This window comes from Bremerella alba (genome assembly GCF_013618625.1).
Classification (GTDB): Bacteria; Planctomycetota; Planctomycetia; order Pirellulales; family Pirellulaceae; genus Bremerella; species Bremerella alba.
Map to the genome: position 1 here is coordinate 62,940 of NZ_JABRWO010000013.1, position 26,298 is coordinate 89,237.

The window sequence follows — 26,298 nt, forward strand, 5'->3', positions numbered from 1 at the left end:
GATGGTCTCGATGTCTCATTTACTTCGAGCGATAGCTTAGTCCAACCACGAACGCTCTGCTAAACGCGCCGGAACATATTCTTCGGTCACATAGCTTACGCCTTGGCTGATCAATGCTTCGACTTCCAGCTTGAAGCCGTTATCGAGCATCTTTTGGATTTCCTTCTGCCACAACTTCTTTTGCTCGAACCAAGGGTAACTGGCAATCTGCTTGGCGCGCTTCCGATCAGAATCATTCAAGGTGATCTGAACGCTAGGCGAAAGGTTACAGCGTTCGTAGTCAATCGAACGCAGCCCAATGAACTTGGCCTCTGGCACAGCCATTCGCTTCGATTCATAGGCCAAGTTGATCGAGCCTTGCTTGATGACGCTGTAGATGTAATACCCCCACGGGTCGTTATCGAGCACACAGTAGATCGGCAGCTTGAGCTCGTTATTTAATCGAGATAGCAATCGCCGAACACCACGTGATGGCTGCCCCCCTCCGTGCGTCAGGATACAGTTATGTGTCTTCCAGAACTTGTCTTCATTGAATCGCTGCCAAACCGTACCTTTTTCGACATGCAGGACGAATTTAGCATCACACTTCAGAAACTCAATCGTTTCCGGCTCGACGATCGACGGAATCCCATACCCGCCACTTCCCATGCGCGAGCAGTCGATTTCATCTCCCTTATCGCGAAGGACGATATTGCCGACCATGTCCCCTTTCTTTTGAGCGTACAAGTGCAGCTCCTCACGAAGGACGTTCAGCAACACTTCAACGTCTTCGATGACCGGATCGCTTTCGGCCTGATCAGCGAAGGTCTCTTCTTTCGTCCCAGCAATGGTATGCTTGAGCAGGTAGTAGAGACCTCGAATACTGGTCGATTTGCCCTCGTCGATCAGCTTCTTACAGCCACTGCCAACGAGCATCGTCTGCATGTAGCTTTTGGCTTGGTTCAAATTGAAGAGTTGACGCCCCGTGGTATTCTTGCCCATCTCGATAATACGCTGCGTCTTGTTGTAACGCACGTTCGAGAGACTTCGCGTCGGAATGTCCATCTTCGGATCACGAACGCGGCCCGCGGCAGAGACCACGCTGTCGGCCAGACCAACAATCTGCTTTAGCGTGTAAACATCTTTTTTCGATAGATCAACTTTCGCCTTGTTATCTGTCTTGGGTGCTACCTTTTTGGGGGCTTTCTTCTTGGCCATCCGCTGCCGCCTGATCGTCTAAAGTTACAGAGCTTAGAGAAAATATCCGTATCGCGAAGAATGTATCAGGATAACGCACTTTGGCCGATCCGAGAATGGGCATCCAGGCTCAGATCAATTGGCTGCCCGAAGCGCTTCAATTGGGTCAAGATCGGCAGCACGGCTTGCTGGATAAAGGCCGAAAACAACGCCCACAAGCACCGATATCCCAAAGGCCAAGGGGATCGACAGCGGTACGATCTGGGGGCTTACATCTCGAATCGAATCGGGAAGCTGTGCTACCAATGCCGGATCATACGAGTTCGCCAGAAAGCGAGCCAAGTCGACGGCAGGGATACAAAGAAGCCCACCCAGAACCCCCGTCAGACCACCCACCACAGAAAGGACGATCGTCTCGACCAGGAATTGACGGATGATATCTCCCCGCTTGGCCCCCAAGGCCCTGCGAATGCCAATTTCGCGGGTACGTTCGGTCACGGTGGCCAGCATGATGTTCATGATGCCGATACCTCCCACTAGCAGCGAGATCGCAGCAATCAGGCCCATGAAGACCATAAACATAAACTTCGTCTGCCGGGCCTGTTCTAACAGTTCTAGTGGAACCACCACTGAGATATCACGAAGTGTATTGTGGTTCTGCAAGCTCTCACGAACCAGATCAGCCGTATTCATGACTTGATCGGCCTTAGCTACTTTCAACGTGACCTGATTCAGCTCGACGATCTCTCTGGAGAACGTCCCCCCCTCGATCATCACAATATGATCACCGATGCGTTGCCAGAGAGTGCTGATCGGAATGTAAACATCCTTGTCGAATTGTTGGCCAGACAAACTCCCTCCGACGGCAGCTGTTGCTGCCTTGGGCATCAGCACCCCAACCACCGTATAAATATCGTCGTCGACATGAATCGCCTTTCCGATTGGCTTTTCAAAACCGAACAACGTATCGGCGACTTCAGAAGCCAAGACACACACATTCGTCTTATTCTTGACTTCGACATCCGTAATGAAGTGTCCTCGGCGTGGCTGAATCTCCAAATGATTTAACCGGGCATATGCCGGCGTACAACCAACGAGACGACCATTAACCGTATTGGGGCCGTGTCGAAACTGGCGTCTAATTTCTCGAATGGGCGTGGCTGTCTCGACCGAATGCAGCGTTTCTTCCAACAACTTCCAATCGTCTCGCTTCAGCCCATAAGTCAGAGGACCGCGTTGTTCTGAGATAGCTTCTGAAGGAGGTTTCACCGTGCGAACGATGATATTTTCGGCACCCAACTTTTCAATTTGCTGCTGGGCTTTCGCACTAATTCCTTCGCTGATGGCCAGTAACCAAATCACACTTGCGACGCCAATGAAAATACCAAGAATCGTCAGCAGTGACCGCATCGGGTGCAGTAACAAGCTCTTGATTCCAAGTTTCCAAATTCTTAGCCCAAGCATCGGACCGCGTTCCTGTGCATTAAGCCAAATTAAGTGCCGAAGTGTCCATCGTACCGTGGGCGTTCGCTGACCGACGATTCTCGATCGCGTGATCTTCCTGAATCCGTCCATCCATCAAGCGAATTGATCGCTTGGCATGGTGCGACACATCATCTTCGTGGGTCACGAGAATGATCGTGCGCCCCCGATCGTTGAGTGTTTCAAATAGCTGCAAAATCTCTTCGGTCGTCTTGGAATCGAGGTTGCCCGTCGGTTCGTCGGCAAGGATGTAGTCGGGGTTGTTAATCAGACTTCGAGCGACCGCCACACGCTGCTGCTGTCCACCGGAAAGCTGAGTCGGACGGTGCCCCGTGCGATCGCCCAGCCCAACCATTCGGGCCAGTTCCCTTGCACGCTTGTGATCAGCTGACGTGACGTTCCCTCGATAGAACAGAGGAACTTCAATATTCTCGATTACCGTTAGCTGCTGAATAAGATTGTACGACTGGAAAACAAAACCAATCCGCGACGCTCGAAGCTGTGAGAGCTGATCGTCGGATAGCTTGCTTGTATCGTTCCCACCCAGGACAACCTGACCCGAAGTGGGGCGATCGAGACACCCGAGCATGTTCAGTAGCGTACTTTTGCCGCTACCGGATGTTCCCATGATGGATACGTAGTCACCCTCAGGAACATCGAAGTTGATTCCTCGCAGTGCGTGAACCGTTTCGCCTTTGAGGTGATAGATCTTCTTGAGGTCAACTACGCGCGTGGCGTAATTCACTGAGCTCCCCCCACTGCTTGCGGCGATTGATCTTCAGCTATCCTTACGGGATCTTCCTCCAGAGCTTCATCGGTACTGGTCACCGCGATCAATTCGTTGCGTTGTATCATGCCGTCCCCGTCCTGGTCAGCGTTGGTATATTTTTCATCACCACTGGCCGCCAATTCATCCGACGAGAGGACACCATCGTTGTTGGCGTCGAACTTCTTTAGCACTTGATCAACCAATTGCGTTGCGTTGCCCGTCCGTTCTCCCTGACCTGGACTTTTTTCAGGAGCAGGGTTACCTCGCCCTTGTCGCCCTTTTGGATTGCCATCCTCTTGGTCGTTTGGATTAAGCTGCTCAGGAGCGAGTTCTGGCATGTCGACGGTATCCATCAAACGGCGAGGACTCATCGAAACGTACTCTCCCGCTTCAAGCCCATCGTTGATCACAACGAACCGGTTGTTACTTGATCCCACATCCACTTTCCGCGGTTCGATTTCCTCGGCAGTTTTGCGAACCATGCAGTAGTAGTCATCGCCATAAGGGAAAACGGACTGCACAGGAACCATCAGGACATCGTTCAGTTTCTCGATATGAATCGCACAGTTGGCCGTCAAGCCAGGCTTGATTTGTCGAGGTGTCCCATCGATGGTCACGACGGCGGCATATCGTTTGACCTGGGCACCAAAGCGGCTGATTGGTTCCGGATATTCATTCACCTTAGAAACGGTTCCTGTCAGCTTTAACCCGTCAAACGCATCCAACGTAATCGTTGCTTTCATTCCAACATCAACAAGTGCCACCCGCGACTCATTAATCAAAACATGAACTTGCATTGCGGTGTAATCTGGCAGACGAATGATGGTCTGGCGTTCACGGACGGTACTACCAGGCTCGACAATAAACTCGGAAGCCTCTCGATTGCCACGTTCATTCGCATATACCACTTGACCTGATGTTGGCGCCGTGATGGTGCAGTTCTTGATCTGCTCTAGGAAGAAGTCAAGGCGTTTCTGCTCGATCGAATTTCGCTCTTTCGCCGACTCTAAGTCTGCCTTGGCGACGCCAATAGCACTCTCGAGTTCTTTGATCTTCTTCTCTTTGGTTTGCTCGATGAGCACCTTCAGCTTAAGCATGGCGTTGTCTCGGTCCAAGCCAGCCTTCCTGACGGCAAACTTATCGCCTTCCAACTGTAATGAAGTCACGAAACCTTTGGCAGCCAGGCGGGAACTGTAGGCATAATATTCTTCGGCTCGACGCATTGTCTCCATTGCAAACTCGATCTCGGCCTCAAGCTCCTGCTTCTCTTGAATGAACAAACCATCGACGTATTCGGTCATCGCGATCTGGGCTGCTTCCAGTTCGTTCTGAGACTTTGCCAGGCCTGCAACCGATCCGCTGAGGTCTAATCGCTGAAGCTTGGTTTCTTCTTCCAGGGCCGAAGAATCGAGCCGAACCAAGACGTCGCCTGGTTCAACCATTTTCCCTTCTTCAATCACCCAGAGAATTTCGAAGTTATTCAAATCGCGGTAGCCACGCACGACTGACATCACATCCACATTCCGGGCACTCTCGACTTCGCCTTTTTCGACGACATCGTGAACAAAATTGCCCACCGTTGCCTGATGAAACATTTCATCTTCGATGATCTGTGTCTTATCTCCGGCGGTGTAGAAGTAGGCGCCAGCAGCCCCCGCAATGACGAGGCACACAATAGCTGCCTTGGCAAAATAGCCTCTACGTGCAAGTCGACGATGTCGAAACCGCAGAGTAGGAGTTCTTAACGAACGAAGCAAACTAGACTGAAAGCTAACCATGGAAATTTCTCGATGAAGGTAGGATGCATGGACCTAACCATGGATTTCCATGCATAAATCTGAAGAAGGCTGGGAGCATGCCAGGAAGGCATTTAATTAGTTTACCAAACAATGAGCCGAGGATAACCTCAAAAACTGCCGCTTTTTTTGATATCGATGCCTCCTAACCCATTGGTCAGAAGGTAGTTACCAAAAAACAGAAGATCGATTACAACTCATTTGGACTAGATCGACTCCCGAAGTACTTCACTTAGATGAAACCCCGCCAAGCCTCGAAAGATTCTGACAATTCTAAAAAGATTGTTAGAACGGCTATCAGCCTGTTAAGTAACCCTTGCCATATTCAGCATTTACGACCCACCAGACATGAATGCCACCCTCAACACTCAGGGAAGCATAGGCAACTTAGCGTAGCCATTGTCGCTCAGTAACAATCTATTTAGGGGGTTCTAGTCGCGGGTCGATCGCTTCGACGCGGGTCGGCTTAAGATCGCCTGCCGGTCGCGGCAGCTCAATCGGCTCCGCTCCGTCGACATCCAATTGCAACGAACCTGAAGATTCAATCTGCTCAGGGACACCAGATGACAGATCGGACATTTCCGATAGTTCCGGGATATCGTGTTCAAACTGCATCTCCTGCAACTTTTCCTCCCAGTACGAACCTTCGACCGGTCCTGGATCGACCCAAACGCCTCGTTCGTCCAATTGAATCGTTCCCATATCGACATCGAGACCGCGTCGCAGAACTTCGTAATTCACGCCGACCGAAAGGAAGTCGTTCTGAGCCGAGAGAAGGCTGTCCAACGCGTTTAACAAGTCACGTGCCGTGCTGGAATCGAATTGTTGACTGGTTTGATTCGGTTTGGCCGGTTCCTGCAATCGCAATTGAGTGCGTTCGACCTGGGAAATTGCAACCTGAACCGCAGCCCGTCGCAACTCGAAATTGATGTCATTCAAGTCGAGCGTCCGGATGGTATCGCGAAGCCCCTGACTGATGAAGTCGCGGTACTGATAATAGTCACGCCGCGTTCGCTGGTATTGAATCTGAGCTTCGCGGTAGTTGTTTCGTTCCACCAATCGCGTGAGCGGGGCGTCCCACTCGAGGCCTGCCCGAAGGCGACCGTTGTCGCTATTAAACTTGACCGGATTATCCCCAATGTTGCCAAGCTCTCCTGTGAAAACGATGTCGAGATCGCTCATTAAATCGTTCGCAACGACTTGAATGTTTCGCCATGAGTCGACATAGGCCGCCTGGGCATTCATCCAGTCGAGTCGATAGACACGAGCGACATCGAGCGCGGTATCCGAAGAAATATCAACTGGGACGAGCGATACGGTTTCCGCTCGGGCTCTCGCTTGCACCAGCGATAATCCTAAGACATCTGAGATAAGTGTCGTAATCTCATCGGGCACAGGATCAAACACAGCGATCTTTGCCTGACCATACAGTTGCTTAGGCTGCAATGTCGGGCCGTCTTCGATCAACTGGCTTACTTCAGTGTTGATTTCGTCCAGTATCGCGTCGTGACGGGCAATTCGAACTTTCAGGTCACTCAACACGCTACGAAGTTGGGGTGGCAGTTCCTCCAGCCGGCGTGTACTGAGCACGCCCCCAGATACGGTTTCGTCCTGGACGTTCTCGCTATACCCTGCCAATTTCTCTGTAATCTCTTGAAGATTCTCGATCCGAGCCGGCAGGGCTTCTTCCAGACGCAAGACGTCTTGTTCGACCAATGGAAAGAAATCTTCCTGAACCAGTTGCAAGATCACTTTTAACTGTTGAGTGAGTGTTTGTACCGCTATGAGCCGTGCTTCCACTTCTTCATCCCATACCAGGACCGGCTCAACTGGTTGATTTGGGTCGAACTGTTCAGGATCTGGCAGGACTTCCAGAATGGAATTGCCCACGGTGATCTGAATATCGTTCAACTTGTTGGTTACCGGTGTAAACGCTGGATCTATCAAGTTGAATTGCTCGAAGAATGGATCTCGCTCCAACTCAACATTCAGCTCAGGCGGTAACCCCATGTCGATCTTGAATTGGTCCAGCGAATTGGCCAACTGAGTCTTGTTGGACAGCAAAGAGCTTTGCGTCTGAAACAAGGATTGTCGCGTAAGTTCCACCTGGAACGAATCGATTCGCCCTGCTTCGAATAATGCTTCGAGCTGTGCAAGACTGCTTCGTAGCGAAGCGATATTGCTCTCCTGATTGCGAATCGTCTGCTGCCGCTGCAGCAAACCGTAATATCCACCGACACCAAAGGACCCGTTTGGCCCGGTAGAAGGAAGCCCTCCACCAATGCGTGGGCCAGCTGTCAGCCCACGCCCGGCGACGATATCGAGATAAAACGACTGATTAAATCGTTCCATATCGCGAACCGACGCGAGCAAATTACGTTCTTGCAGGGTGAGGTTCTCGAGAACGACCTTGCGTCCACCACCACGCAGCAGCGGTTGTACCAGTGAAAAGTCGATCAAGCTATTTACCGAGTCGGTATTTGGTCCGGCAAACTCCCACATCATGCTATTCGCGAATCCAACCACCAACTGGCCACCGGTCGCAAAGAGTTTTTCCATCTGAATATTGCGTGTATTTGTTTCCAATAGGCTTGAGGAATCGCCTCCGCCTCGCACCGGGCCATCGGCCGTGTAAAAGACTTCATAGCCACCAAAGAACTGCGCATCAAATCGAAATCGTTCGAAGCTGACGTCAAGTGCTGACAAGTAAAGATCTTCTAACTCGCGTTGGTATGTGGGGGAATTCAGACGTGCCAGTTCGACGGCACGATCGACATTCAGAACCAACTCCCCTTCTTCATTCAACGGCATGTAAGCCATCCAGTTCGGATTGGCAACTTCGTCGGTTACGCCTTCTCGTTCCCAGCCCCAATACGCCGGCTTATGATCGACGACATGCATGAATTGATTGGCGGCCGGATCGTCCATAGGCATCGGTGGGCAATCGGGACTAAAAGGATCGAACATGCGGGACTGAGGGTTCGGATCGATCGAGATTCGATTGAGATGCCAACGCGGATCGTTGTTCTTCTCGGCAACCAAGTGGTACGCATCGTCATCGGCTTGGACACGATAAAACCCAGGCGAATGACAGCCAACCACAAATAGCGTGCTCATCAACAACGCCATGGCGGCCCAACACGACGGGATGGGCAATGTCCGAGGATTGATTTGATTTCGGTAAGGATTGATTCGCATGCTAACCCATCTCCCTATGCGGCGTGGGATTTGATTGGGGAAACCGACGATGCCAATGCTTGGGTGCTCAGTGAGTCACCAAGCAACGCGACCAATTGCCGAAATCCTTCCAGCAGAGTTCGCGGATCGACGGGAAGCTGATCGAATTGCCAAGCTTCGTGGAATCGAGGAAGGATATTTTCGAGCCTCCGATTACCCTCATCGGTGAGCGTCCAAAACTGACGCCGCCGATCACGGACATCGCGACTCGCTTCTATCCACCCATCTAGCCGAAGCTGTTCAACCAGATTGCTCAGCTGAGCCGGAGAAAGTCCCACTGCCTGGGCCAACTTGGACTGCGGTAGTGGCTGGTCCAGGTTTTGTTGGCACAACACTAATACGAAAAAGGCGTTTTCGGACAGAGAAAACGGTGAGACCACTTCCGCGATCGCAGCCCGCATCGTTTTCTCGCACGATGCCATTTCGATAGCCATGCGAATCAATTCAATCGCCACGTGTGGCGATGTTCGCTCCGAGTTTGCCATGGGAAACTTCCCTGAGTTCAGCGGGGACGCCCACGGCAATCAATCCGTTAAAATCGGTAGATCCGTCGACGCGAAAAAACATTCGGTAGCGAACCATCCCGGGGAAGAACGTTCCGCTATCGATAAGGTTTCGGTTAAAAATCGTTCGGACTTGAACGATTTTGCGGCTTATAGCGACAACCCAAGATCAGTAAATTGACATAACCTGTGGTGTCATAAGAGTTAAAGACAAACCCCTCAATTGAAGTTATTTGACTGCCCAAATATCCCAGTTTATGATCTCAGAGTCTTTTCTCTGGAATGCCATGGCAATTTCCGTGAAAAGTCCTGGGTCTGAAGTACAATACACGGATGGATTTACGCGAACTGGTCAGGACTTACGATTCCAAGAACCGGTGGTCAGCACGCAAAACAGATCCAATCATTTCCTTTTCTGTCCCCTGTCACGATCGTCAACTCCCAGAACCTAAGCCCACATGACCGTTTTTTACATTGTCATTGCCGTGCTCGTTCTGCTGTTCGGGATCTTCTCGTACCTGAACGCGGCCAACTGGAATGTTCTGCATGTGTTGGGTCTATTCCTAACGTTCGGAGCAGCCTTCGCTTATTTAGTTTTGGCGGCCGCCGTGCTGCGCACTGAATCGAGTTGGAAGAAACTGGCAGAGCAGAAAGACAAGGAACTGAATCAAGCGGTTTCCCAGGTCGAGTTGCTGAAATCAGGCCGAACCATCAATACACAATCAGGGCGATTGGAATCGGTCGACAGCCCGATTGATAGCCTGGCCGGCGCCAAAGCAGAACTCGAGCGACTCATGTACGACCGTGGTCGTCTGTGGAGAGACGTGACGCGAGGTGCCATCAACAACAATCAGGTTGGTTTGACGCTCCCGCCGGTCCAATCACCAGCCGCGAACAATCCCGGTGGCGGTGCTGCTCCTGCTGCGTCCATGCAGCGATCTCTGGCTCCCGACGACATCGTTTACGCATTTGGTCAGATGGATCACCCCGAAGATCCTACGCTGACCGTGCCCGCTTATTTCATTGGCGAATTTGTCGTACGTACTATTCAAAACCAGAACATGACTGTCGAATCGACGACGAAATTGGACCGGGCCCAGCAACAAACCTTGAATTTGCCTAATCAGTGGATGTTGTACGACAAGATGCCGGTCGATGATCATGAAGTCTTTGACGACATGGACGACGCCCAGTTGGCCTCACTTATTCGCAAAGCATGCTCACGCATGGGGCTCCCTCAGCCGATGCAGGACGAGGTGCTTACCAGCATCCAGCGCAACGGCGAGACAGCCGGAACCGATGACCCAGAACTTGCTGTGATGAGCAAGGTCACCTTCCAACAAGATTATGAAGTCTCGGTCGATGCCCAGACAGACACTGCTGGCATTACCCAGGAATTTGAACCTGCCTCTGGTTTGGCGGTTGCGACCTTCCTCAAACAAGGCGAGTCGACAAAGTTCAGCAAGGGAGACCAAATCGTCCTGTCGACCTCTCGCGATCCTGGTAAGTCACTCGTCGACCAAGGAATTGTTACTGTGGACGAGAAGATCTACATCCGACCGCTCAATGACTTTGCCTTTCAGTTCCATGCGTATAAGTCGCAAGTCGAAGACATGCGTGACATGGCCTATACGTTGAACGAAGACATTAAAATGCTGACCGAAGCCGAAGGCATTGCCAAAGATGTCATTGCCTACCGAGAGCAGGAAAAGTCCAAGCTTCAGACCGACAAGGAAAAGATTGTTTACGAGCAGGAACAGATCGCCGAGTACAAGCAAAAGCTGCTCAACTTCCTGACCGAAACCTTGAAGGTCAACAGTCGCCTATATCGCACCAATCAAACACTGGTCGAAGAACTGCAGCGTGCCAGCGATGCCGTTTTACGTAAGCTTGGGCAGGAAGAACTAGACAAGGCCGATCCAGATTCGCTTACGCTGGCCTTCTAAATTCGCCAGTCCCTCACTAGCAACCTGCTGTCGAGTCCCTTAATTAACAACTTCAGTCCGTTTCACACGGGACTGAAAATTGCGTTAAGCTATCAATCTGTAGGACTTTGCAGCTTCTGGCCAAATCCATCCACGAGAAGCCGCACTGCACTTTTCTCTTTGGCGCACCTAGGATAGTTTGAATAGACGCATTGCCATCGCTATGCGTGCGCTACCTCGAAACTTTGTTTTGGTTGGGAAATGGGCCTCTACGATCGGGAATATTATCGCGAAAACGACGGACAAATGTCCTTCTCGATGGGAGGGCAGTCTGCCACGATGTTGCTGCTCTACGTCAACGTGGGAGTTTTCCTTGTTGACTGGCTGCTTCAGCTTGACCTGGGGCGATACTTCGGGGCCCACATCGATACGCTTTATAACCCACTTCTGTGGTATCAATACCTGACCTACGGTTTCCTACACGATACTGACACGATTTGGCACATTCTGGGCAATATGTTTGTTCTCTGGATGTTCGGTCGGTTTGTGGAAGATCGCTATGGGAAAGCAGAATTCCTGAAGATCTACCTCATCAGCATCGTTCTCTGCGGAGTTATTTGGAACGCAGCGACATTGGCTGCCTTTGGCGGCCAGATCCCGATGATGCCTAACGGTGAATCCCTTCGCATGGTGGGTGCGTCTGGGGCGATCTCGACGATCATGGCCCTTTTTATCTGCCTATATCCAAAGATGACGGTCTACTTGGGCTTCCTCATTCCAGTGCCTGCTTGGGTTGTTGGTGTTCTGATCCTGCTTTCCAACATCTTTGGACAAGACGAAAGCGTCGCCTACTCGGCACATCTCGCAGGGATTGGCTTCGGGATTGCCTATTTCTTCAGTGGCATCAACCTGGGTAAATTCATCCCTAGCAAGTTGGCGCTCCCGAAATGGTCGCTACGGTCGCGTCCGAAACTGCGGATTCACACAGAGGAAGAAGATTTCGATCCCTACAACGACTCGGACGAAGAAGCCGAACGCATCCTGGAAAAGGTGAATCAATCTGGGATGGATTCCATTAGCGAGTCAGAACGCAAGAAGCTGGAAGCTTATAGCCGTAGAATGCGGCAAAAACTTAGCTGACGCGAGTCCGCTAAAGTCCCTTGGAGCACGGATGCCTGCTGGGCTTAACAACACGAAATACCTTTTCGCTCTAGGCTTGGTCTGCCTCGTCGCCGGGGTAGCTATCTACTTCACTTACGGTCGACCAGCCGTTTCAAAGCCTCCTTCGCTGTCGATTGAATCCACAGATAACTCCTCGGATCAGGTCTTAATCCCAGGCGGAACGTATCTAATTGGGAACGATGCCGGACCACGCGATACCCGCCCCGCTCGACGCATCAAGCTGAAGCCTTTTCAGATCGATCGCACCGAGGTAACCAACGCGATGTTTAACGAGTTCGTTCAGGCAACCGGTTATCAAACCGACGCCGAACGAAAAGGGCACAGCCTGTGCTTCGATAAGACTTCCCGGCAATTTGTCCGCCAAGAGGGTGCAAACTGGCAACAGCCGGACGGTCCCGATTCTTCCATTCTCGGCAAGGAAACAGTTCCGGTCATTCATGTTTCGTGGTACGACGCAAATGCCTACGCGAAGTGGGCAGGCAAACGCCTACCCACTGAATTTCAGTGGGAAGCGGCCGCTCGTGGGCAGTCATCAAACGGAGACTTTCCATGGGCGAGGGATTCGGAATTGGAACCCCATCATTTAGCGAACCTCTGGCAAGGTGAATTCCCCTTACACGACCAAACGCTCGACAATTACCACGGGATCGCTCCCGTAGCTACCTTCCCTGCCGCCGAGCACGATATATTCGACTTGGCCGGAAATGTCGCGGAATGGACTTCAAGCCATTACGCCGAGGACAGCTACACTCTAATAGGCGATGTCGAACCCACTGGCCCCAACGGTGGTGAGATGCGTGTCACGCGCGGTGGAAGTTGGCTAAGCTCCGACCAGACAGGCGTAAGCGAAGCGGCAATGTGGTACCGTGGAAAACTCACACCTGAAACCAGCACGAATTTCACCGGCTTCCGCTGCGTGACTGATAACGAGCGTTCGCGTTAGATCGACTCTGGCGACAAGATAGACTCCGCAATGCGTAGATTGTCGGCCATATGCTTCAGGTTGAGCCCTCCTACGACTAGGCTCGTCACGCCTGGCTGGTTCAGCACTGGCGGTATGGCCTGGTCCGCAGGAAGATGCCCCGAGGCGAGCCCTTTTTTCACCAGGACACCCACCTCACGACGTGCGGCCTCCTCGATGACGCCGACATGAGACCTGTCTTCCGCATTGAACTCGACCATCAAGAGATCTGCCCAGTCCAATGCCATCACTGCGGCTTCCGGTGTCTTGCCCGAAAGCCCAATCGCTCGGATATCACCGGCATCTTTCAATGCTTGAAGCGTCTCAACCACAGACGTTTCTTTAAGTACTTCCATATCTTCGGCGGGCGTATGAATCAGCACGATGTCGACCACATCGCGACGCAAGAGCCGTAAGCTATTTGCTACGCTTGTTCGGATCGAATCCTCATCGAAAGCATATCGCGAGTTGCCATTCTCGAATAACTCGCCCACTTTGGTCGAAACGACAACTGGCACGTCGCGTCGTCCTAGCCAATTGCCAAGCCGCTGCTGACTTATTCCGTAAGATGGAGCCGTATCGAAGTGATCGATCCCCAGGTCGATTAGCCCGTCTAACAGGCAAGCGACTTCCTCATCGCTGGGTAGATCATACGGACGAGGGTACTTGATCTTCGCGTTGCGGCCGATCTTAAAGGCACCAAATCCGATTGGCCCAAGCCGTAAGCCTGTTTTTCCTAAAGGTCTTTTCAGCATATCGATGCTAGGCCGCTGCCGTCTGAGAGAGGGACAGAGAGGTCCATAATTGCTCGTGATCCCAGGGTGCTTTCGCCACCGCCGGGCGAGGCCAAGATGCTAGTTTCTCTAGTTCTCCGCTACTGCGAGCAGGCGAGGCAAGAACGGCAGCGGAGAGGCCTTGAACCAACTGCGGAACAAGCACTAACTTCGTTGGCCAAGCCGTGAGCACGTTCCCTTCTTTTTCAATTCGGAACGAATCGGGACGTCCGCCGGTCATCGTGATTCCTTCAGCACGATCCACGCGATACGTGGCCCACCACGCGTCTTCCAGTGAGATACCAGGCATCGTTTCAAGAAGTTCTGCTCGCGTCTGAGCAATCAAAGCAGCACGATCCATGTCGACGCCGTCCTCGGCAATCTTACCACCAACCTGCCAAACGATTTCTCCGTTGTACCGCTTGGCCGAAGTGATCGACACGCGAGTTGCTGCACCGTCGACGCAATGGCCGTAAAACTCCTGAAGTCCGCCCCGAAGCATCACCATGTGAAGAGGGCGTGTTTGTTGTTTTCGCGGATCAAGACCAGCAGAACCACGCAGGGCAGCATTTCCTTTGCCAGCAGCAAAAACATTCCAATCGGCGATTACTTCTACCTGCCTGCCGTCTGGGGCATTTAGAACAACCGATCGAACACTTCCATCCGCATCAAGGCGAATGTCAGTCCCCTGATTCGCAGCGACCTGAACGATTTGTTTCTGGTTAGTATCGGCCAAGTCTGCCAGCAGGGACTCACACGAGATGACTTGCTCAGCAACACTAAAGATAGAACCGGAACACCCCTTGAGCAGGTCAGGGGCATTATGTGGGCTTACGGCCTGGGGAGTTACTTGAAGCCCTAGCCGGGCTCCCCACATCCCGAGTTTAGACGATGCCGAATTAGTCCCCCAAAGATAAAACGCCTGCGAGCGTATCTTGGTTTGCGACAGATTGGGCAGCGAATCTCCTGCAAGACATTTTCGCCAAATCGCAGGCATTTCTCGTGCTTCACGAGCCGAAGCGGTCAACAACCCTTGGAGCGAATATTTTAAACCACTATGCAGAATGCCTTGGGCAGCAACCGTTTGTCCTGTTCCCAGCGACTTCGATTCGACCAACAGAGCAGATCGGCCCTCGCGACGCAGTTGATCGAGTAGCCAAAGCCCTGTGGCCCCGCCTCCGATAATCAATGCGTTAACGTGAACTTTTTCCATCTTCCCTGTCCCCCCTGTTCGATCCGATTCCTTGGCAAACTAAGTGTAGGAGTATTGGACCGAATGAGGCAATATCAGTGCTGGCCCGATACGCCAGGAAGTTCCCCCGAATCAATTAGCATCATGCTGCTCAAACCTTTAAGTATACTTATGTTATAGTTCGCCTTTTTCTCTGCTATCGGTAAGTTATTAATTACGGGGATCCTCTGCGACTGCGTCGATCCCGTCGAATTAGGCGACCTCACGTCAAGACCATCATTGATTCCCCCATGATTCCTCGTTATATCTAGGGAATCTAAGGTGTTTTCGCCCAGGACTCATACGATCATAAAATCAGCCTGCCCCCTCCGCCTCCGACCTTCTCAGGATTCAGCGAATGCGTCATTTTGCATATGCGTTCACGATCGCCATTTCACTTTCTTTTGTTCTGGCCAGCCCACTGCTAGCTCAGTTTGAAGAAGATTTTCGCACTGGCCTGATCAGCACGATCCAAGGCAGCGATGGCTCGCACTGCGTACGCATCGACCCGACGATCTCGTTCGACTGGCAGCGTAAGTCGCCGGATGTCCGAGTCAGCGACGGCAAATTCAGCGCCCGCTGGGATGGACTTCTGCTGAGCCGCACCTCAGGCAACTACACGCTCTACGCCTACGTTTGCGGCAAGGTCCGAATTCAGCTAGAAGGCGAGGTTGTCCTGGAAGCCAACACGCAAACGCCCCAATGGGTATCTGGCAAGCCATTGCCGATGAAGTTCGACTGGCATCCCCTTCAAATCGATTTCGCAAAGACACAACCGACCGCCGAACTTCGTCTGTTTTGGGCAGGCCCCGATTTCCCTCTGGAGCCAATCTCTGCGGAGTACTTCTACCACGATATCGACAAAACAATCGAACAACCATTTGATCGCGGGCGAGAACTCATCGCTGGCCATCGCTGCACATCCTGTCACGAGATCCAACAACAACCGCCTGCCGAAAAGGGCCCTTCCTTATCGCAGTTGGACGGTAATATCTCCGAAGCCTGGCTACAGACGTGGCTTCAAAGCGAGGGTCAGGAAACGGATGCGCTGCGTAGAATGCCCCACTTCAATCTGTCAAACGACGACGTAAAAGCCGTTGCTGAGTATCTATTGTCAGAATCGAAGCCAAGAGCAAAAGCGAAAGACTTGCCGGTCAAGGGTTCGGCGGCCAGCGGTCAAAACTTGGTGCTTACCTTGGGATGCACAGCCTGCCACAAGATCGGAGAACTCGGTAGTGCCAGTGTCATGGGTGGGCCTGAACTGACCAATATCGCCGCGAAGCGTCCGAAAAATTACTTTGCCGCCTGGCTTAAGGACCCAGCCAAACTGAACGCAGATCACCGGATGCCGATCTATGAATTGAATGCCAAGCAGCGCGACGACATTACGGCCTATCTCACCACGCTCACCGAAGACAAGTCAATTGCCAAGACGCCTGTACGAGAATTCAATGAACTATTGGTAGAGCAAGGGCGCGAGATTGTTGCTGCCAATCGCTGTAATACTTGTCATACGCTTCCAGGCGATGCAAAAAACAGCAGCCGCCCGATGCTTACTGCCCTGACACCCGGCAGTTTGTGGCAAGCAGGCTGCATGGATCAGCCCAAGCCTCAAAAGGGGCAGCCCGGCTATCGCCTATCAGCAGAGAACCAGGAAGCCATCAAGACTTATATTCGCGAAGTCGCCCGGGCTAAACATGAGAAGTCAGATACATCGGACGCAGCCTGGGTCCTGGCGAAGAACAACTGCTTCGCCTGCCATCCTCGTGGAACGAACTTAGGCCTGGGCGAGACGGCCAAGGAGATTGCCGATGCTCATAAGAACCTGGCATCGCAACTGCCAGCGATGGTTCCGCCTTCGCTCAACAGTGTCGGCGATAAATTGCACGACGAAGCTCTCTTAGCGGCTATTCAGCGAAGCGAAGGCAACCATCGCCCCTGGCTCAAAGTGCAAATGCCCAAGTTCCAACTTTCGGCAGATGAGCAGCAAGCACTAGTCGACTATTTCGTGTCGCAGGACCGAATTCCGGAAAATGCCCCATCCACGCTTGAAATCCCGGAATTGGAAAGCCTGGCCGCTACCGTCGCAGGATCACGGCTGGTGACCACCGACGGCTTTGGCTGCACGAGTTGCCATCAAGTGGGCAAAATGATCCCGCCCAAGGCACCACTCAATGCGAAAGGGCCTGACCTGTCGATGCTGGGCAAGCGAATTCGCGAACCATGGTTTTACCGTTGGGTTCACGATCCAGCGAGAATCGTTCCACGCATGGAGATGCCTAGCGTAAAAATACCGGTCCAGGGCGTCTTAAATAACGAAGTTGACACCCAACTCGCCGCCGTCTGGAAGGTGCTCAATACGCCTGAATTCACTCCCCCCAAACCCGATCCTGTTCGTATTGTCAGACTTAACGGAACGCGATCAAAAACTTCGCGGCCAATCGTGCTGACCGATGTCATCAAGCTGGGCGATAAGGATGTTTTGATCAAGCCATTCTTAGTTGGCCTGCCCAACCGCAACAATTTGCTATACGACCTAGAAACCGGAAAGCTGCTTCAATGGTGGATCGGCGATGTGGCTCGGCAACGCAGTGAAGGCAAGACTTGGCACTGGGAGATCGGTGCCCGGGGCCTACTCAGTAACATGCAGCAACAACCGGAGATTCGTCTTTTCACCGACAAGTCCGATTCACCATCTCGACCAACACGTGACGGACAATTTATCACGCGATTTAACGAGATTCAGTACCAAGACGATTCTCTGAGTTGGTCCCATAAGTTGCATTTCGTTCAAGGCCCCGACGAGTACGACATCGAGGTCTTGGAAACGTGGCAGCCCCTTTGGTCGGAAGAGGGCCAGCCGATCAATGGCTTTCGTCGGTCGATGCAGTTTCAGGGCGTTCCGGAAGGGGCAAGCATTGTCCTTCAACTCCCCAGCGAAACGCTCGCTGGTTCGCTCCTGCGCGACAGGGCTTCCACCGACGACCAGCCGACCCAACGTTACGATGCCGGTAACATTTCCTTCGACATTAAGAAACAACCCAACATAACTTTCGGTGACGACGCAACTATTAGGCTGAGTCCTGGCGAGAATCGCGTGATCGACCTGACGGTTCGGCTTGACCTGCCTGGTGAAACGCTTGCCGAGCAACCTCCGATACCGGTTCGCAAGTCGAATGCCGTCGCGCTCGACATCGTTCCGGGATGGTCCGCAACGCGTCTTCCTATCTCCACCGAAATGATGCCCATCGCTATGGATTGGCAGCCGAATGGAGCCATGATTGCCGCTTCCCTCAAAGGACGATTGTGGAAACTGATCGATACCGACGGCGATGGACTCGAAGACACCTACTCGCAATTCGGTGACGAATACGCGGCCCCTTACGGCCTCAAGGCCTACGACAACTATGTCGATGTCGTCAACAAGTACGCCTTGCTTCGCTTGTGGGATCAGGACGAAGACGGCGTCGTCGAAAAGGTTACCAACCTTGCCCATGGCTGGGGTCATACCGATGACTATCACGACTGGGCGGTCGGCTTACCACAGGATGAAGATGGCAACTATTACCTGGCCATTCCTTGTCAACAAGACAATCGCTCGGCCGAGGCCGCCGCACTGCGCGGGACCGTGCTGAAAGTGATTCCCGATACGCATGATCCAGCAAAACAAACATTTCGCCTGGAAGAGCTTACCGCCGGTCATCGTTTCCCGATGGGTATTGCTCGAAACCAACGGGGAGAACTGTATGTGACCGATAATCAAGGGAACTTCAATCCGTTCAACGAGCTGAATCATGTCGTACCGGGGCAGCGATATGGCTTCATCAATACCATTGATCGAAAGCCCGGCTTTAATCCGCCGGAGACACCTCCTTCCCTGGCCATCCCCCACCCTTGGACACGTAGCGTAAATGGCATCTGCTTCCTAGAGACCCCCAAGCCAGAACGCGAGCGACTAGGCTACGACCTATTCGGACCGTGGGAAGGTGACCTGATCGGCTGCGAATACGACACCCGTCGATTGGTTCGGATGAGCCTAGAGCAGGTCGGGGACACTATCCAGGGGGCCGTTTATCCCATGACCCTCGACCCACCTAAAGATGTCGAGAAAGGACTTCTCGGTCCGATCAGTTGCGCCGTTGCCCCAGACGGAGACGTCTATATCGGTAACCTTCGCGACGCCGGTTGGGGTGGTGGGAACAACATTGGTTCATTCACTAAGATGCGTCCCAAGTCGGTTCATCTTCCGCTTGGAATCGACGAGGTTAAGGCGACGCCAACCGGCTTCAAGGTTCGCTTTACCGATCAGATCGACGCAACGCGAGGTGGTTTGCCAACCAACTATACGGTGGCCTCTTATACCCGCGTTTCCACACCGGCCTACGGCGGCAGTGACAAACAGCGCCGACTGGAAAGTGTTATGAAAGTCGACGTTTCGCCTGACCGGCTGGAAGCGGTTCTTACGCTGGAAGCTCCACTTCGGGAAGGGTTCGTCTACGAAATCTTCCTCGATGATGAAATCGCCGGCGATCAAGGGACGCTGTGGCCGAAGGAAGCCCACTACACGTTACGAAAGCTGAAAGCTCAATAGCGATCGCTTTCTATTCCAAGTAAGTGTAACCACGCAGGCCCGATTCATAGAACTTCATGATCGTGCCTGCTTCCTTGGCTTCGATGGCCCCCTTCTTGATCGATAGCTCGACGCTGCGTTGCATTTGCCGGGTCAACTCTTCTTCGTTGAACTGCATGTAGTGCAGCACCTCTTGCACCGTATCACCTTTAATGATGTGCGTGAAAGAAGGCTCGCCTTGGTCGTCGAGCTCGACGTGGACCGCGTTGGTATCGCCAAACAAGTTGTGCAGGTCGCCCAACACTTCCTGGTAGGCTCCGACTAGAAACGCTCCCATGTAATACGGCTGACCGTCATAGCGATGCAGTTGCAGCGTTCGCTTAACGTGACGGCGATCGATGAACTGATCAATCTTTCCGTCGCTATCACAGGTAATATCACCAATCACAGCATGCCGCTGTGGCTCTTCATTGAGCCGATGGATCGGCATAATGGGAAACAACTGGCTGATCGCCCAGTTATCTGGCAATGATTGAAACAGCGAGAAATTGCAGAAGTACGTATCGCAGAGCATGCGATCGAGGCCTTCGAATTCCTCCGGCACGTGATCGAGCTCGCTGATGAGCCCGCGAATCTTGAAGCAGAGATTCCAATACAACGTTTCCGCTTCGCTACGCTGCTCGAGACTCAGATTGCCGTTGCCAAACATCGACAAGGCCATATCCAACGCCATCTGAGCATCATGGAAGCTTTCCAGCACCGTTCGCGGACCTACCGAACCGTAGGCCTCTTTTAACTCACGCAGTGGGGTCGGCGTATTCTCGTCAAATTCCTGCTTTAACTCACCCAACCCCTGTTCGGCCACCCCCAGCGTGCCGAAGACCAACACACTGTGGAAGGCAACCACGGCGCGGCCACTTTCCGACAACAAGTGCGGATGAGCAACCCCTGCTTCGTTGCAGATCGACTGAACATGAGAGACCACATCGCGAGCATACTCGTCCAACGTGTAATTCATGCTGGAATGGAAATCGGTTTGCGAACCGTCGTAGTCGACCCCCAAACCGCCGCCGACATCCAAGTACTTCAGGCCAGCTCCACGCTTGACTAAGTCGACATAAATGCGTGCCGCTTCGATCAAAGCCGTTTTTACATAGCGGATATTGCTGACTTGGCTTCCCTGGTGATAGTGCAGCAAGTTGAAGCAGTCTTCCATGCCGCGCGACTTGAGCTCGTCCAAGGCCCGCAGGACTTCCGTAACCGTCAAGCCGAACTTACTGTGATAGCCGCCACTGGCCGACCAACGCCCTTTACCTCGCGAAGCCAACTTCACGCGGAAGCCAATCTTGGGACGAACGCCTATTTCTGCTGCCGTCTTGAGAATAAGCTCGAGTTCCGTGTACTTCTCGACCACAGGGATGATCGTCCGGCCAAGCTTTTGACCGTACATGGCAATCTCGATGTACTCTTCATCCTTGAACCCATTGCAGATGATCGGCGTGTTTTCGTCCGTCATTGCGATGACCGCCAGAAGCTCAGGCTTGCTGCCGGCTTCCAGCCCGAACCCATAAGGACGACCGTAGTCGAGCACTTCCTCGACGACGTGCCGCTGTTGGTTCACCTTGATCGGATAGATGCACGAATACTTATTTTTGTAGTCGTAGTCAGCAATGGCAGTCGTAAAAGCATTGTTGATTTCCTGCAGGCGGTTTTGCAGAATCTCGCTAAAACGGAGCAGAATCGGCAAAGCTATCCCCCGCGCCTCGAGACGATCGACCACGGTCTTCAAGTCGATCACTTTGTCGGAGGACTTCGAAGGATGGACCAGCAGGTGCCCTTCGTCACTGACGCTGAAATAGCTTTTTCCCCACCGGTCGACTTCGTACAGATCGGTAGAATCGGCGGTGGTCCACCGGTTGCCATTCTCTTTCAGCATAAGTTCCACTCTCCTGGGGCGTGCAGAACAATTTTGGGACGCAGGTCGACTACCTTCGGAGAAACGTTTCTCCCTATCGGTTGCAATCGTCCGCGATGAAAGAGATGATTTTAGAACATGTACCCACCCCTACGGAAGGAACCTAAGGATGAATCTGGAACTTCGCTGGCAAGAAAATACCTGGACCAGTTGCTTGCATGCTGCCCAGATCCTGGCCGGAAATCCTCCTTCCGGGGTTTCTGAAGATCTTGTAAACGCCGTAGCCCCGGCTGCCAACAGCCTGGTAAGCCAACTTCAAACGGCCAAGGTTGCTCCCAAACTATTCTGGAGACACGCTTTACCCCTTTCCGCCCAGCTTGATGGTAAAGGCGAGCTGGCCAAAGTGGTCCTTCGCAAGACGCTCGGCCTGGAAGCCAGCGAGTCCGGCCTGGCCGCGTCAATCGGTGGTGCCCTATCTGACCTTACCAGTGCCTACGCGGCGGCCATGCCGAAAGCAGCGGACGAACTACTGCTTCGCCGCCGCCCCTTGCGCGAAGCCTGGGAAGCACGCGGCCCCGGCTTGCTCTACTTTCTACAGCGAGTCCTGCCAGAAGAATTCTTGCCTGAAACGGCCGATGTGATCTTAGTGTTGCCCATCAGCGGAGGTCGTGGGACAGCTCATCTGGCCTACAACAGCGTTCGCCTGGAAGGGATGCTCTACGACCCGAACCCCCAACTTCCCGAGGTCGCCCGACTCGGCTGGCTGCTCTCGCAGTTGAACCTAGACCTACCCAAGTACAGCGAAGAAATCGACCCCGACCGCATCGGCATGGTCGCACGACTGGCCACCTTGCCGGGCATCTTGTACGCGGCGGAAGAAGTCGAATTAATCAAACCCGGTACCGTGAGCCTGGCCGATGCCCTCAAGCTGTGGCAGGTCACGCACGTCGGGCACGAGGCTTTGGCAGAAGTGGTCGGCCAATGGTGGCAGACTCAAGAGACCCGCCAAGCCCCGTGGCGGATAGCCTTGTTGGCTTTAGATCGAATGGTCGCTTGAGCCTTCTGAGCCGCTATATGTCTCTCAGTCGCAGTCCCTTTAAGGCCGCCCGAAAAGCGTTTCGTCCGGCTTGTCGTAAGCGGGTGACTTCAAGTGCAGTAGACCTTCTCGCTACAAATTGGACAGACGGCATGCTTGGCAATACAACGAACCCATGACTTACACTCAATACACTGTCCCGTTTGACAGATGGGACAGTCATTTGCCCACTCCGTCTCATATTTATCCGGATCGGGTATCGCCAAAAAGAAGGTATCTCGCTGCTCTCCTGGCAACCGGCTAGTATCTGCCAAGACCAAGTGCCCTTGTTCTCCCCTGATTTCGGACGTGTCCCTTCGGGATACAGCCTCGTAGAAGAATTCAACGAATTGCTTGTCCGTCATTGTCGATAGCCAACCTACCACCTTTGCCCTGTCCATACGTCACTCCCCAATAATCTTCACCAAAATCCGCTTCCGTCGCCGACCGTCAAACTCGTAGTAAAAGATATGCTCCCACGGCCCTAAGTGCAGTTTGCCCTTGGTAATCGCAACCACCACTTCCCGCCCCATGACCTGTCGCTTGTGGTGGGCATCCGCATTGTCTTCGCCGGTGCGGTTGTGCAAGTAGCCGCCGCTGGCAGGGTCGGTGCCGGGGTTGAAGGGGACCATCTCTTCTAACCAACGATCGTAATCCTGGTGCAGGCCACTTTCGTTGTCGTTGATGAAGACACTTGCCGTAATGTGCATGGCATTGACCAGGACCATGCCCTCTTGAATACCACTTTCCGCGAGGCAGTCTTCCACGTCGCCGTGGATATCGACGATCATCCGTCGTTGAGGGACGTCCATCCAGATTTCTTTGGTAAACGACTTCATCGCAGGTACTCTCTCCTTGAATAGCCAATGGATTCTTTCCGAGCGATTGTAACCGATCGATGCGGCGCATGAAAAAAGGCTCGCCAGTGAGGCAAGCCTTTTTGCTCGATAGATTTATCGAAGTTTACTTCTTAGAACTAGTGAGTTCAAAATCAAAGGTGTTCTCGCCTGGCTGCACATCCGCCTCGAGTTCGCTCTTGATATTGTACCGAACCGGGATTCTAGGCTTTCCTGACTTGGAAGGCCGATTGACCTTACGACTGTCCGCATCCTCTTCGGGCTCGTCAGGGGCGTCATCCTCTTCGCTCGGTGCGATTTCAACTCGATTGTGGCCGACCTTAGTCCCGAGGGAACTGCGGATGTAAGTAAGCTCGTACTGGCCCTCAGTATCCGTGCGGCCTCGAGCCGGACGACCGTTATCGGGTTGAAAGACAACGACAATATTGTTGAGAGGCTTCCCGTCAAGCGTGATGGTTCCGCTCACCTGCCCTAGGTCAGGCTGATCACTAGGCCCACTACAGCCTGTCAGACTCAGTAGTATCATCGACAAGGCCACTGCCAGGCGACCAGTTTGTAACGACTTCACTGTGCAACTCCGTAATGTGGCTTATAAAATGTTGAGATTTCAGCTTAGCGGCCGTGCCGCCGCACGATCGGCGGCGCGGATTGCTCGTAAGAAATCCTTCGGATTAAAACTCGCCAAGGACTTCACGGCCTGAGCGGGTGCTCAGCCCCTGATAGGTCGCCATATCCATGTTTTCCGACAGGAAACGGACGCTGCCGTCACCCAAGAGGAATTGAGCTCCGCCGGCGTGCCAGCTACCAGCCGCTTCTTCGGAGCCGCCGTTGATCGGATCGTTACCTTCCGCGGCGATTAAGTACTCCGTCATCTCAGTGGGCGGATTGCCGTCAGCCCCGCCTGAGAACATGGCATGCCGGTCGCAACCCCCGCTAAAATGGCCGATGACGTCGCCGCCAGTATCGACGACCTCGCTGACGAAGATCGTGTTGGACAGACCGTCCTTCACATCGGCAAACCGAGTCTTGCTCGCGACGTAGAAAACACCGTTGCCATTCATGCAGCCCCAATCTTCCGATTTCATCTCAGCGACCGTCGATACTCCAGTGCAGACGCAGTTGTCATTTCCGTTCCCGATCCGAGTTCCCATGTTTCCGTTGTAATTGGATGGTTGGTCCCCGACCGCATACTTCTGAGCACCGTTGCGAACGTCTTCCTGGGAGGGGCACCAGAACACTTGAACGTCGTTTTCCAAAACGATCACTGGCTTCCCGGAACCTGAGCTGCCTGATTCGCTGCCATACCCGTCGGTAGCCCCCTGGATCGAGTCGTAGAGTGCCCTTTGCTCGAGGAACGGCAAGATGCTTGCCTGCCACGTCCAACCGTGTCCGTTGTACTGCGTGCCAGCCGCGTTCACCATCCCTTGATTGCCAGAGGCTAGACTAAGGTAGGTGTCGTGATAGTTGTGCAATGCCAACCCGATCTGCTTTAGGTTATTCTGGCACTGCATTCTCCGAGCCGCCTCGCGGGCTTGCTGGACAGCCGGCAGAAGCAAGCTGATAAGGACCCCGATAATCGCGATTACCACCAGCAGTTCCACCAGCGTGAAACCTTTTCGCGCAGACAGTGCATTACGTGTGACTTGAAATTTCATCAGACCTACTCTTAATGAATTACGACGTTATGATTCAACGATTTCGCCAAACATTTCGGCGACCGCGATCGTTTCGATCACTATGGCGGTCAATAGAATGGGATCAAATCAAATGCACAATCGGCTTTTCCGCAGACGGATTGCAATTCACGAAATCTAAACAAAGTCCACGATTCTTCCGGGCCCTCTGGGGGTCAACAATGTTGCCTTCGCGAGAGTCTCGTGCGCAAAACAGATATTAGAAAAAACGTCAACAACTCTGTTATTTTTAGGCGCTGCGGTGACCCGCACTCTTGTAGCCGGGAAACGACACGTTAAGAAGCGTTTCTTGATCACAAGCACGATAGAGTCGGAGGTCACAGGCAAACGCATGTCAGCATTTGACAAGCTACTTCGTGCTTGGTTCTGCCCAATCTAGAACGGCGAGAATGCCGCGATGATCGGAAGCGACCGGTGAATCGAGCACGCGATACTCAACGACCTTCCATCCTTCCATAGGCCGAAGCATGATGTAGTCAATCTGTCGCGTTGGCGTGTCGCTGGGAAAGGTTGCCAGGATATGGCGATTGGCTCGGGTCCAATCGTTTTCCAAAAGTGTCAGCGTTCTGCTCTCAGGCAACGCATTCAAATCGCCGGCCAGCAGGGCAGGGCGATTCCCCCAATCTCGAATCAGCTGGGCAATCATCTCGCAAGAAGCGACACGCTCTTTATCGTCACCTCGATAGTCAAAATGCGTGGCCAAGAATTTCAACGGTTGCTTCATGCCTGGCACGCTAATATCGGCCTCCATCAATCCACGCTGTTCGCCTGACGTAAGCGCCGGAAGTGGGTGGTTCGTCACCGAAATCGAAGAATATTTCGTCAAAATGGCATTGCCGTAGCGTCCCCCTTGGAAGTCGATATTTCCACCAAAGACGCTGTTCATCTTCAGTAGTTTGGCAAGTACTGCCGTCTGATCGACGTTTTCCGTTCGCTTCGTGTTTTGATCGACTTCCTGCAGAGCAACAATGTCGGGCTTGGCATCGCTCAAGACTTGAGCGATGCGTTTCAGATCTAGCTTTCCGTCGGTCCCTTCACCGTGGTGAATGTTGTAGCTGACAACTCGGACCCGCGTCGGCTCTTGAGCCGCTGCTGCTGACACAACACCAATCGCGAGCAACAAGAGAGGCAAAGCTCGAAAAGTTAGCATCG

The 26,298-nt window shown here is 53.0% G+C and carries 18 protein-coding genes; 5 read left to right on the plus strand and 13 right to left on the minus strand.

Translation table 11 applies throughout. The annotated features are described in order from the left end of the window. Positions 1 to 36: 36 nt before the first annotated feature. The 6 genes from HOV93_RS21025 to HOV93_RS21050 form a co-directional block, all read right to left on the minus strand. Positions 37 to 1,197 carry a DNA topoisomerase IV subunit A gene (locus HOV93_RS21025; RefSeq protein WP_207398516.1) on the minus strand — a complete coding sequence of 387 codons (1,161 nt, stop codon included), beginning with the start codon at positions 1,195 to 1,197 and terminating at the stop codon, positions 37 to 39. Positions 1,198 to 1,311: 114 nt separating this feature from the next. Then, positions 1,312 to 2,640, minus strand: a complete 1,329-nt coding sequence (locus HOV93_RS21030; protein ID WP_207398517.1) for an ABC transporter permease — start codon at positions 2,638 to 2,640, stop codon at positions 1,312 to 1,314. Between the two features lie 19 nt (positions 2,641 to 2,659). Continuing rightward, positions 2,660 to 3,403 carry an ABC transporter ATP-binding protein gene (locus HOV93_RS21035; RefSeq protein WP_207398518.1) on the minus strand — a complete coding sequence of 248 codons (744 nt, stop codon included), beginning with the start codon at positions 3,401 to 3,403 and terminating at the stop codon, positions 2,660 to 2,662. Beyond that, entirely contained in the window at positions 3,400 to 5,100 is a 1,701-nt protein-coding gene (locus tag HOV93_RS21040; RefSeq protein WP_207398519.1) for an efflux RND transporter periplasmic adaptor subunit, read from the minus strand. Before HOV93_RS21040 ends, HOV93_RS21035 begins: the two co-directional genes overlap by 4 nt. 540 nt (positions 5,101 to 5,640) lie before the next feature. Beyond that, a complete protein-coding gene (locus HOV93_RS21045; protein WP_207398520.1) occupies positions 5,641 to 8,421 on the minus strand; it encodes a TolC family protein in 2,781 nt (926 codons plus the stop codon). 14 nt (positions 8,422 to 8,435) lie between these two features. Then, positions 8,436 to 8,945, minus strand: a complete 510-nt coding sequence (locus HOV93_RS21050; protein ID WP_207398521.1) for a MarR family winged helix-turn-helix transcriptional regulator — start codon at positions 8,943 to 8,945, stop codon at positions 8,436 to 8,438. Positions 8,946 to 9,421: 476 nt separating this feature from the next. Between HOV93_RS21050 and HOV93_RS21055 the strand changes: the two genes are divergently transcribed. The 3 genes from HOV93_RS21055 (at position 9,422) to HOV93_RS21065 (ending at position 13,013) form a co-directional block, all read left to right on the plus strand. Next, positions 9,422 to 10,909, plus strand: coding sequence for a hypothetical protein (locus tag HOV93_RS21055; RefSeq protein WP_207398522.1), 1,488 nt, complete (start codon positions 9,422 to 9,424; stop codon positions 10,907 to 10,909). A gap of 285 nt (positions 10,910 to 11,194) precedes the next feature. Then, the gene (locus tag HOV93_RS21060; protein WP_207398523.1) at positions 11,195 to 12,028 is read left to right on the plus strand and encodes a rhomboid family intramembrane serine protease; all 834 of its coding nucleotides are present in this window, start codon (positions 11,195 to 11,197) and stop codon (positions 12,026 to 12,028) included. Between the two features lie 31 nt (positions 12,029 to 12,059). Next, entirely contained in the window at positions 12,060 to 13,013 is a 954-nt protein-coding gene (locus HOV93_RS21065) for a formylglycine-generating enzyme family protein (RefSeq protein ID WP_207398524.1), read from the plus strand. Here the strand turns inward: HOV93_RS21065 and HOV93_RS21070 are convergent. Both HOV93_RS21070 and HOV93_RS21075 read right to left on the minus strand, forming a co-directional pair. Further along, positions 13,010 to 13,786: an aldo/keto reductase gene (locus HOV93_RS21070; protein ID WP_207398525.1), complete on the minus strand. Its 777-nt coding sequence runs from the start codon at positions 13,784 to 13,786 to the stop codon at positions 13,010 to 13,012. The two genes, HOV93_RS21065 and HOV93_RS21070, sit on opposite strands and share 4 nt — an antisense overlap. 7 nt (positions 13,787 to 13,793) lie before the next feature. Further along, the gene (locus HOV93_RS21075; RefSeq protein ID WP_207398526.1) at positions 13,794 to 15,017 is read right to left on the minus strand and encodes an FAD-dependent oxidoreductase; all 1,224 of its coding nucleotides are present in this window, start codon (positions 15,015 to 15,017) and stop codon (positions 13,794 to 13,796) included. Between the two features lie 376 nt (positions 15,018 to 15,393). On the opposite strand from HOV93_RS21075, the gene HOV93_RS21080 reads away from it, so the two are divergent. Next, the gene (locus HOV93_RS21080) at positions 15,394 to 19,626 is read left to right on the plus strand and encodes a c-type cytochrome (RefSeq protein ID WP_207398527.1); all 4,233 of its coding nucleotides are present in this window, start codon (positions 15,394 to 15,396) and stop codon (positions 19,624 to 19,626) included. 10 nt (positions 19,627 to 19,636) lie between these two features. Here the strand turns inward: HOV93_RS21080 and speA are convergent, their stop codons facing one another. Beyond that, positions 19,637 to 21,541, minus strand: coding sequence for a biosynthetic arginine decarboxylase (gene speA / locus HOV93_RS21085; protein ID WP_207398528.1), 1,905 nt, complete (start codon positions 21,539 to 21,541; stop codon positions 19,637 to 19,639). 148 nt (positions 21,542 to 21,689) lie between these two features. Here speA and HOV93_RS21090 point away from each other — a divergent pair, with 148 nt between their 5' ends. After that, positions 21,690 to 22,577: a hypothetical protein gene (locus HOV93_RS21090; RefSeq protein ID WP_207398529.1), complete on the plus strand. Its 888-nt coding sequence runs from the start codon at positions 21,690 to 21,692 to the stop codon at positions 22,575 to 22,577. A 422-nt stretch (positions 22,578 to 22,999) separates the two neighbouring features. On the opposite strand, the gene HOV93_RS21095 is transcribed toward HOV93_RS21090, so the two are convergent. The 4 genes from HOV93_RS21095 to HOV93_RS21110 all read right to left on the minus strand — a co-directional run bounded on the left by HOV93_RS21095 (position 23,000) and on the right by HOV93_RS21110 (position 26,296). Beyond that, positions 23,000 to 23,434 (minus strand): secondary thiamine-phosphate synthase enzyme YjbQ, encoded by a 435-nt coding sequence (locus HOV93_RS21095; protein WP_207398530.1) that lies wholly within the window; start codon positions 23,432 to 23,434, stop codon positions 23,000 to 23,002. Positions 23,435 to 23,558: 124 nt separating this feature from the next. Then, entirely contained in the window at positions 23,559 to 24,020 is a 462-nt protein-coding gene (locus HOV93_RS21100; RefSeq protein ID WP_207398531.1) for a carboxypeptidase regulatory-like domain-containing protein, read from the minus strand. A gap of 103 nt (positions 24,021 to 24,123) precedes the next feature. Then, on the minus strand, positions 24,124 to 25,107 hold the full coding sequence (locus tag HOV93_RS21105; RefSeq protein WP_261358645.1) for a DUF1559 domain-containing protein: 984 nt from the start codon (positions 25,105 to 25,107) through the stop codon (positions 24,124 to 24,126). A 388-nt stretch (positions 25,108 to 25,495) separates the two neighbouring features. Beyond that, positions 25,496 to 26,296, minus strand: coding sequence for an endonuclease/exonuclease/phosphatase family protein (locus tag HOV93_RS21110; protein ID WP_207398532.1), 801 nt, complete (start codon positions 26,294 to 26,296; stop codon positions 25,496 to 25,498). Between the last annotated feature and the right edge of the window lie 2 nt (positions 26,297 to 26,298).

Coding starts and splice junctions, on each gene's coding strand:
- HOV93_RS21025 (WP_207398516.1), bottom strand. CDS start 1,197: ATGGCCAAGAAGAAAGCCCCCAAAAAGGTAGCACCCAAGACAGATAAC.
- HOV93_RS21030 (WP_207398517.1), bottom strand. CDS start 2,640: ATGCTTGGGCTAAGAATTTGGAAACTTGGAATCAAGAGCTTGTTACTG.
- HOV93_RS21045 (WP_207398520.1), bottom strand. CDS start 8,421: ATGCGAATCAATCCTTACCGAAATCAAATCAATCCTCGGACATTGCCC.
- HOV93_RS21050 (WP_207398521.1), bottom strand. CDS start 8,945: ATGGCAAACTCGGAGCGAACATCGCCACACGTGGCGATTGAATTGATT.
- HOV93_RS21055 (WP_207398522.1), top strand. CDS start 9,422: ATGACCGTTTTTTACATTGTCATTGCCGTGCTCGTTCTGCTGTTCGGG.
- HOV93_RS21060 (WP_207398523.1), top strand. CDS start 11,195: ATGTCCTTCTCGATGGGAGGGCAGTCTGCCACGATGTTGCTGCTCTAC.
- HOV93_RS21065 (WP_207398524.1), top strand. CDS start 12,060: ATGCCTGCTGGGCTTAACAACACGAAATACCTTTTCGCTCTAGGCTTG.
- HOV93_RS21070 (WP_207398525.1), bottom strand. CDS start 13,786: ATGCTGAAAAGACCTTTAGGAAAAACAGGCTTACGGCTTGGGCCAATC.
- HOV93_RS21075 (WP_207398526.1), bottom strand. CDS start 15,017: ATGGAAAAAGTTCACGTTAACGCATTGATTATCGGAGGCGGGGCCACA.
- HOV93_RS21080 (WP_207398527.1), top strand. CDS start 15,394: ATGCGTCATTTTGCATATGCGTTCACGATCGCCATTTCACTTTCTTTT.
- speA (WP_207398528.1), bottom strand. CDS start 21,541: ATGCTGAAAGAGAATGGCAACCGGTGGACCACCGCCGATTCTACCGAT.
- HOV93_RS21090 (WP_207398529.1), top strand. CDS start 21,690: ATGAATCTGGAACTTCGCTGGCAAGAAAATACCTGGACCAGTTGCTTG.
- HOV93_RS21095 (WP_207398530.1), bottom strand. CDS start 23,434: ATGAAGTCGTTTACCAAAGAAATCTGGATGGACGTCCCTCAACGACGG.
- HOV93_RS21105 (WP_261358645.1), bottom strand. CDS start 25,107: ATGAAATTTCAAGTCACACGTAATGCACTGTCTGCGCGAAAAGGTTTC.
- HOV93_RS21110 (WP_207398532.1), bottom strand. CDS start 26,296: ATGCTAACTTTTCGAGCTTTGCCTCTCTTGTTGCTCGCGATTGGTGTT.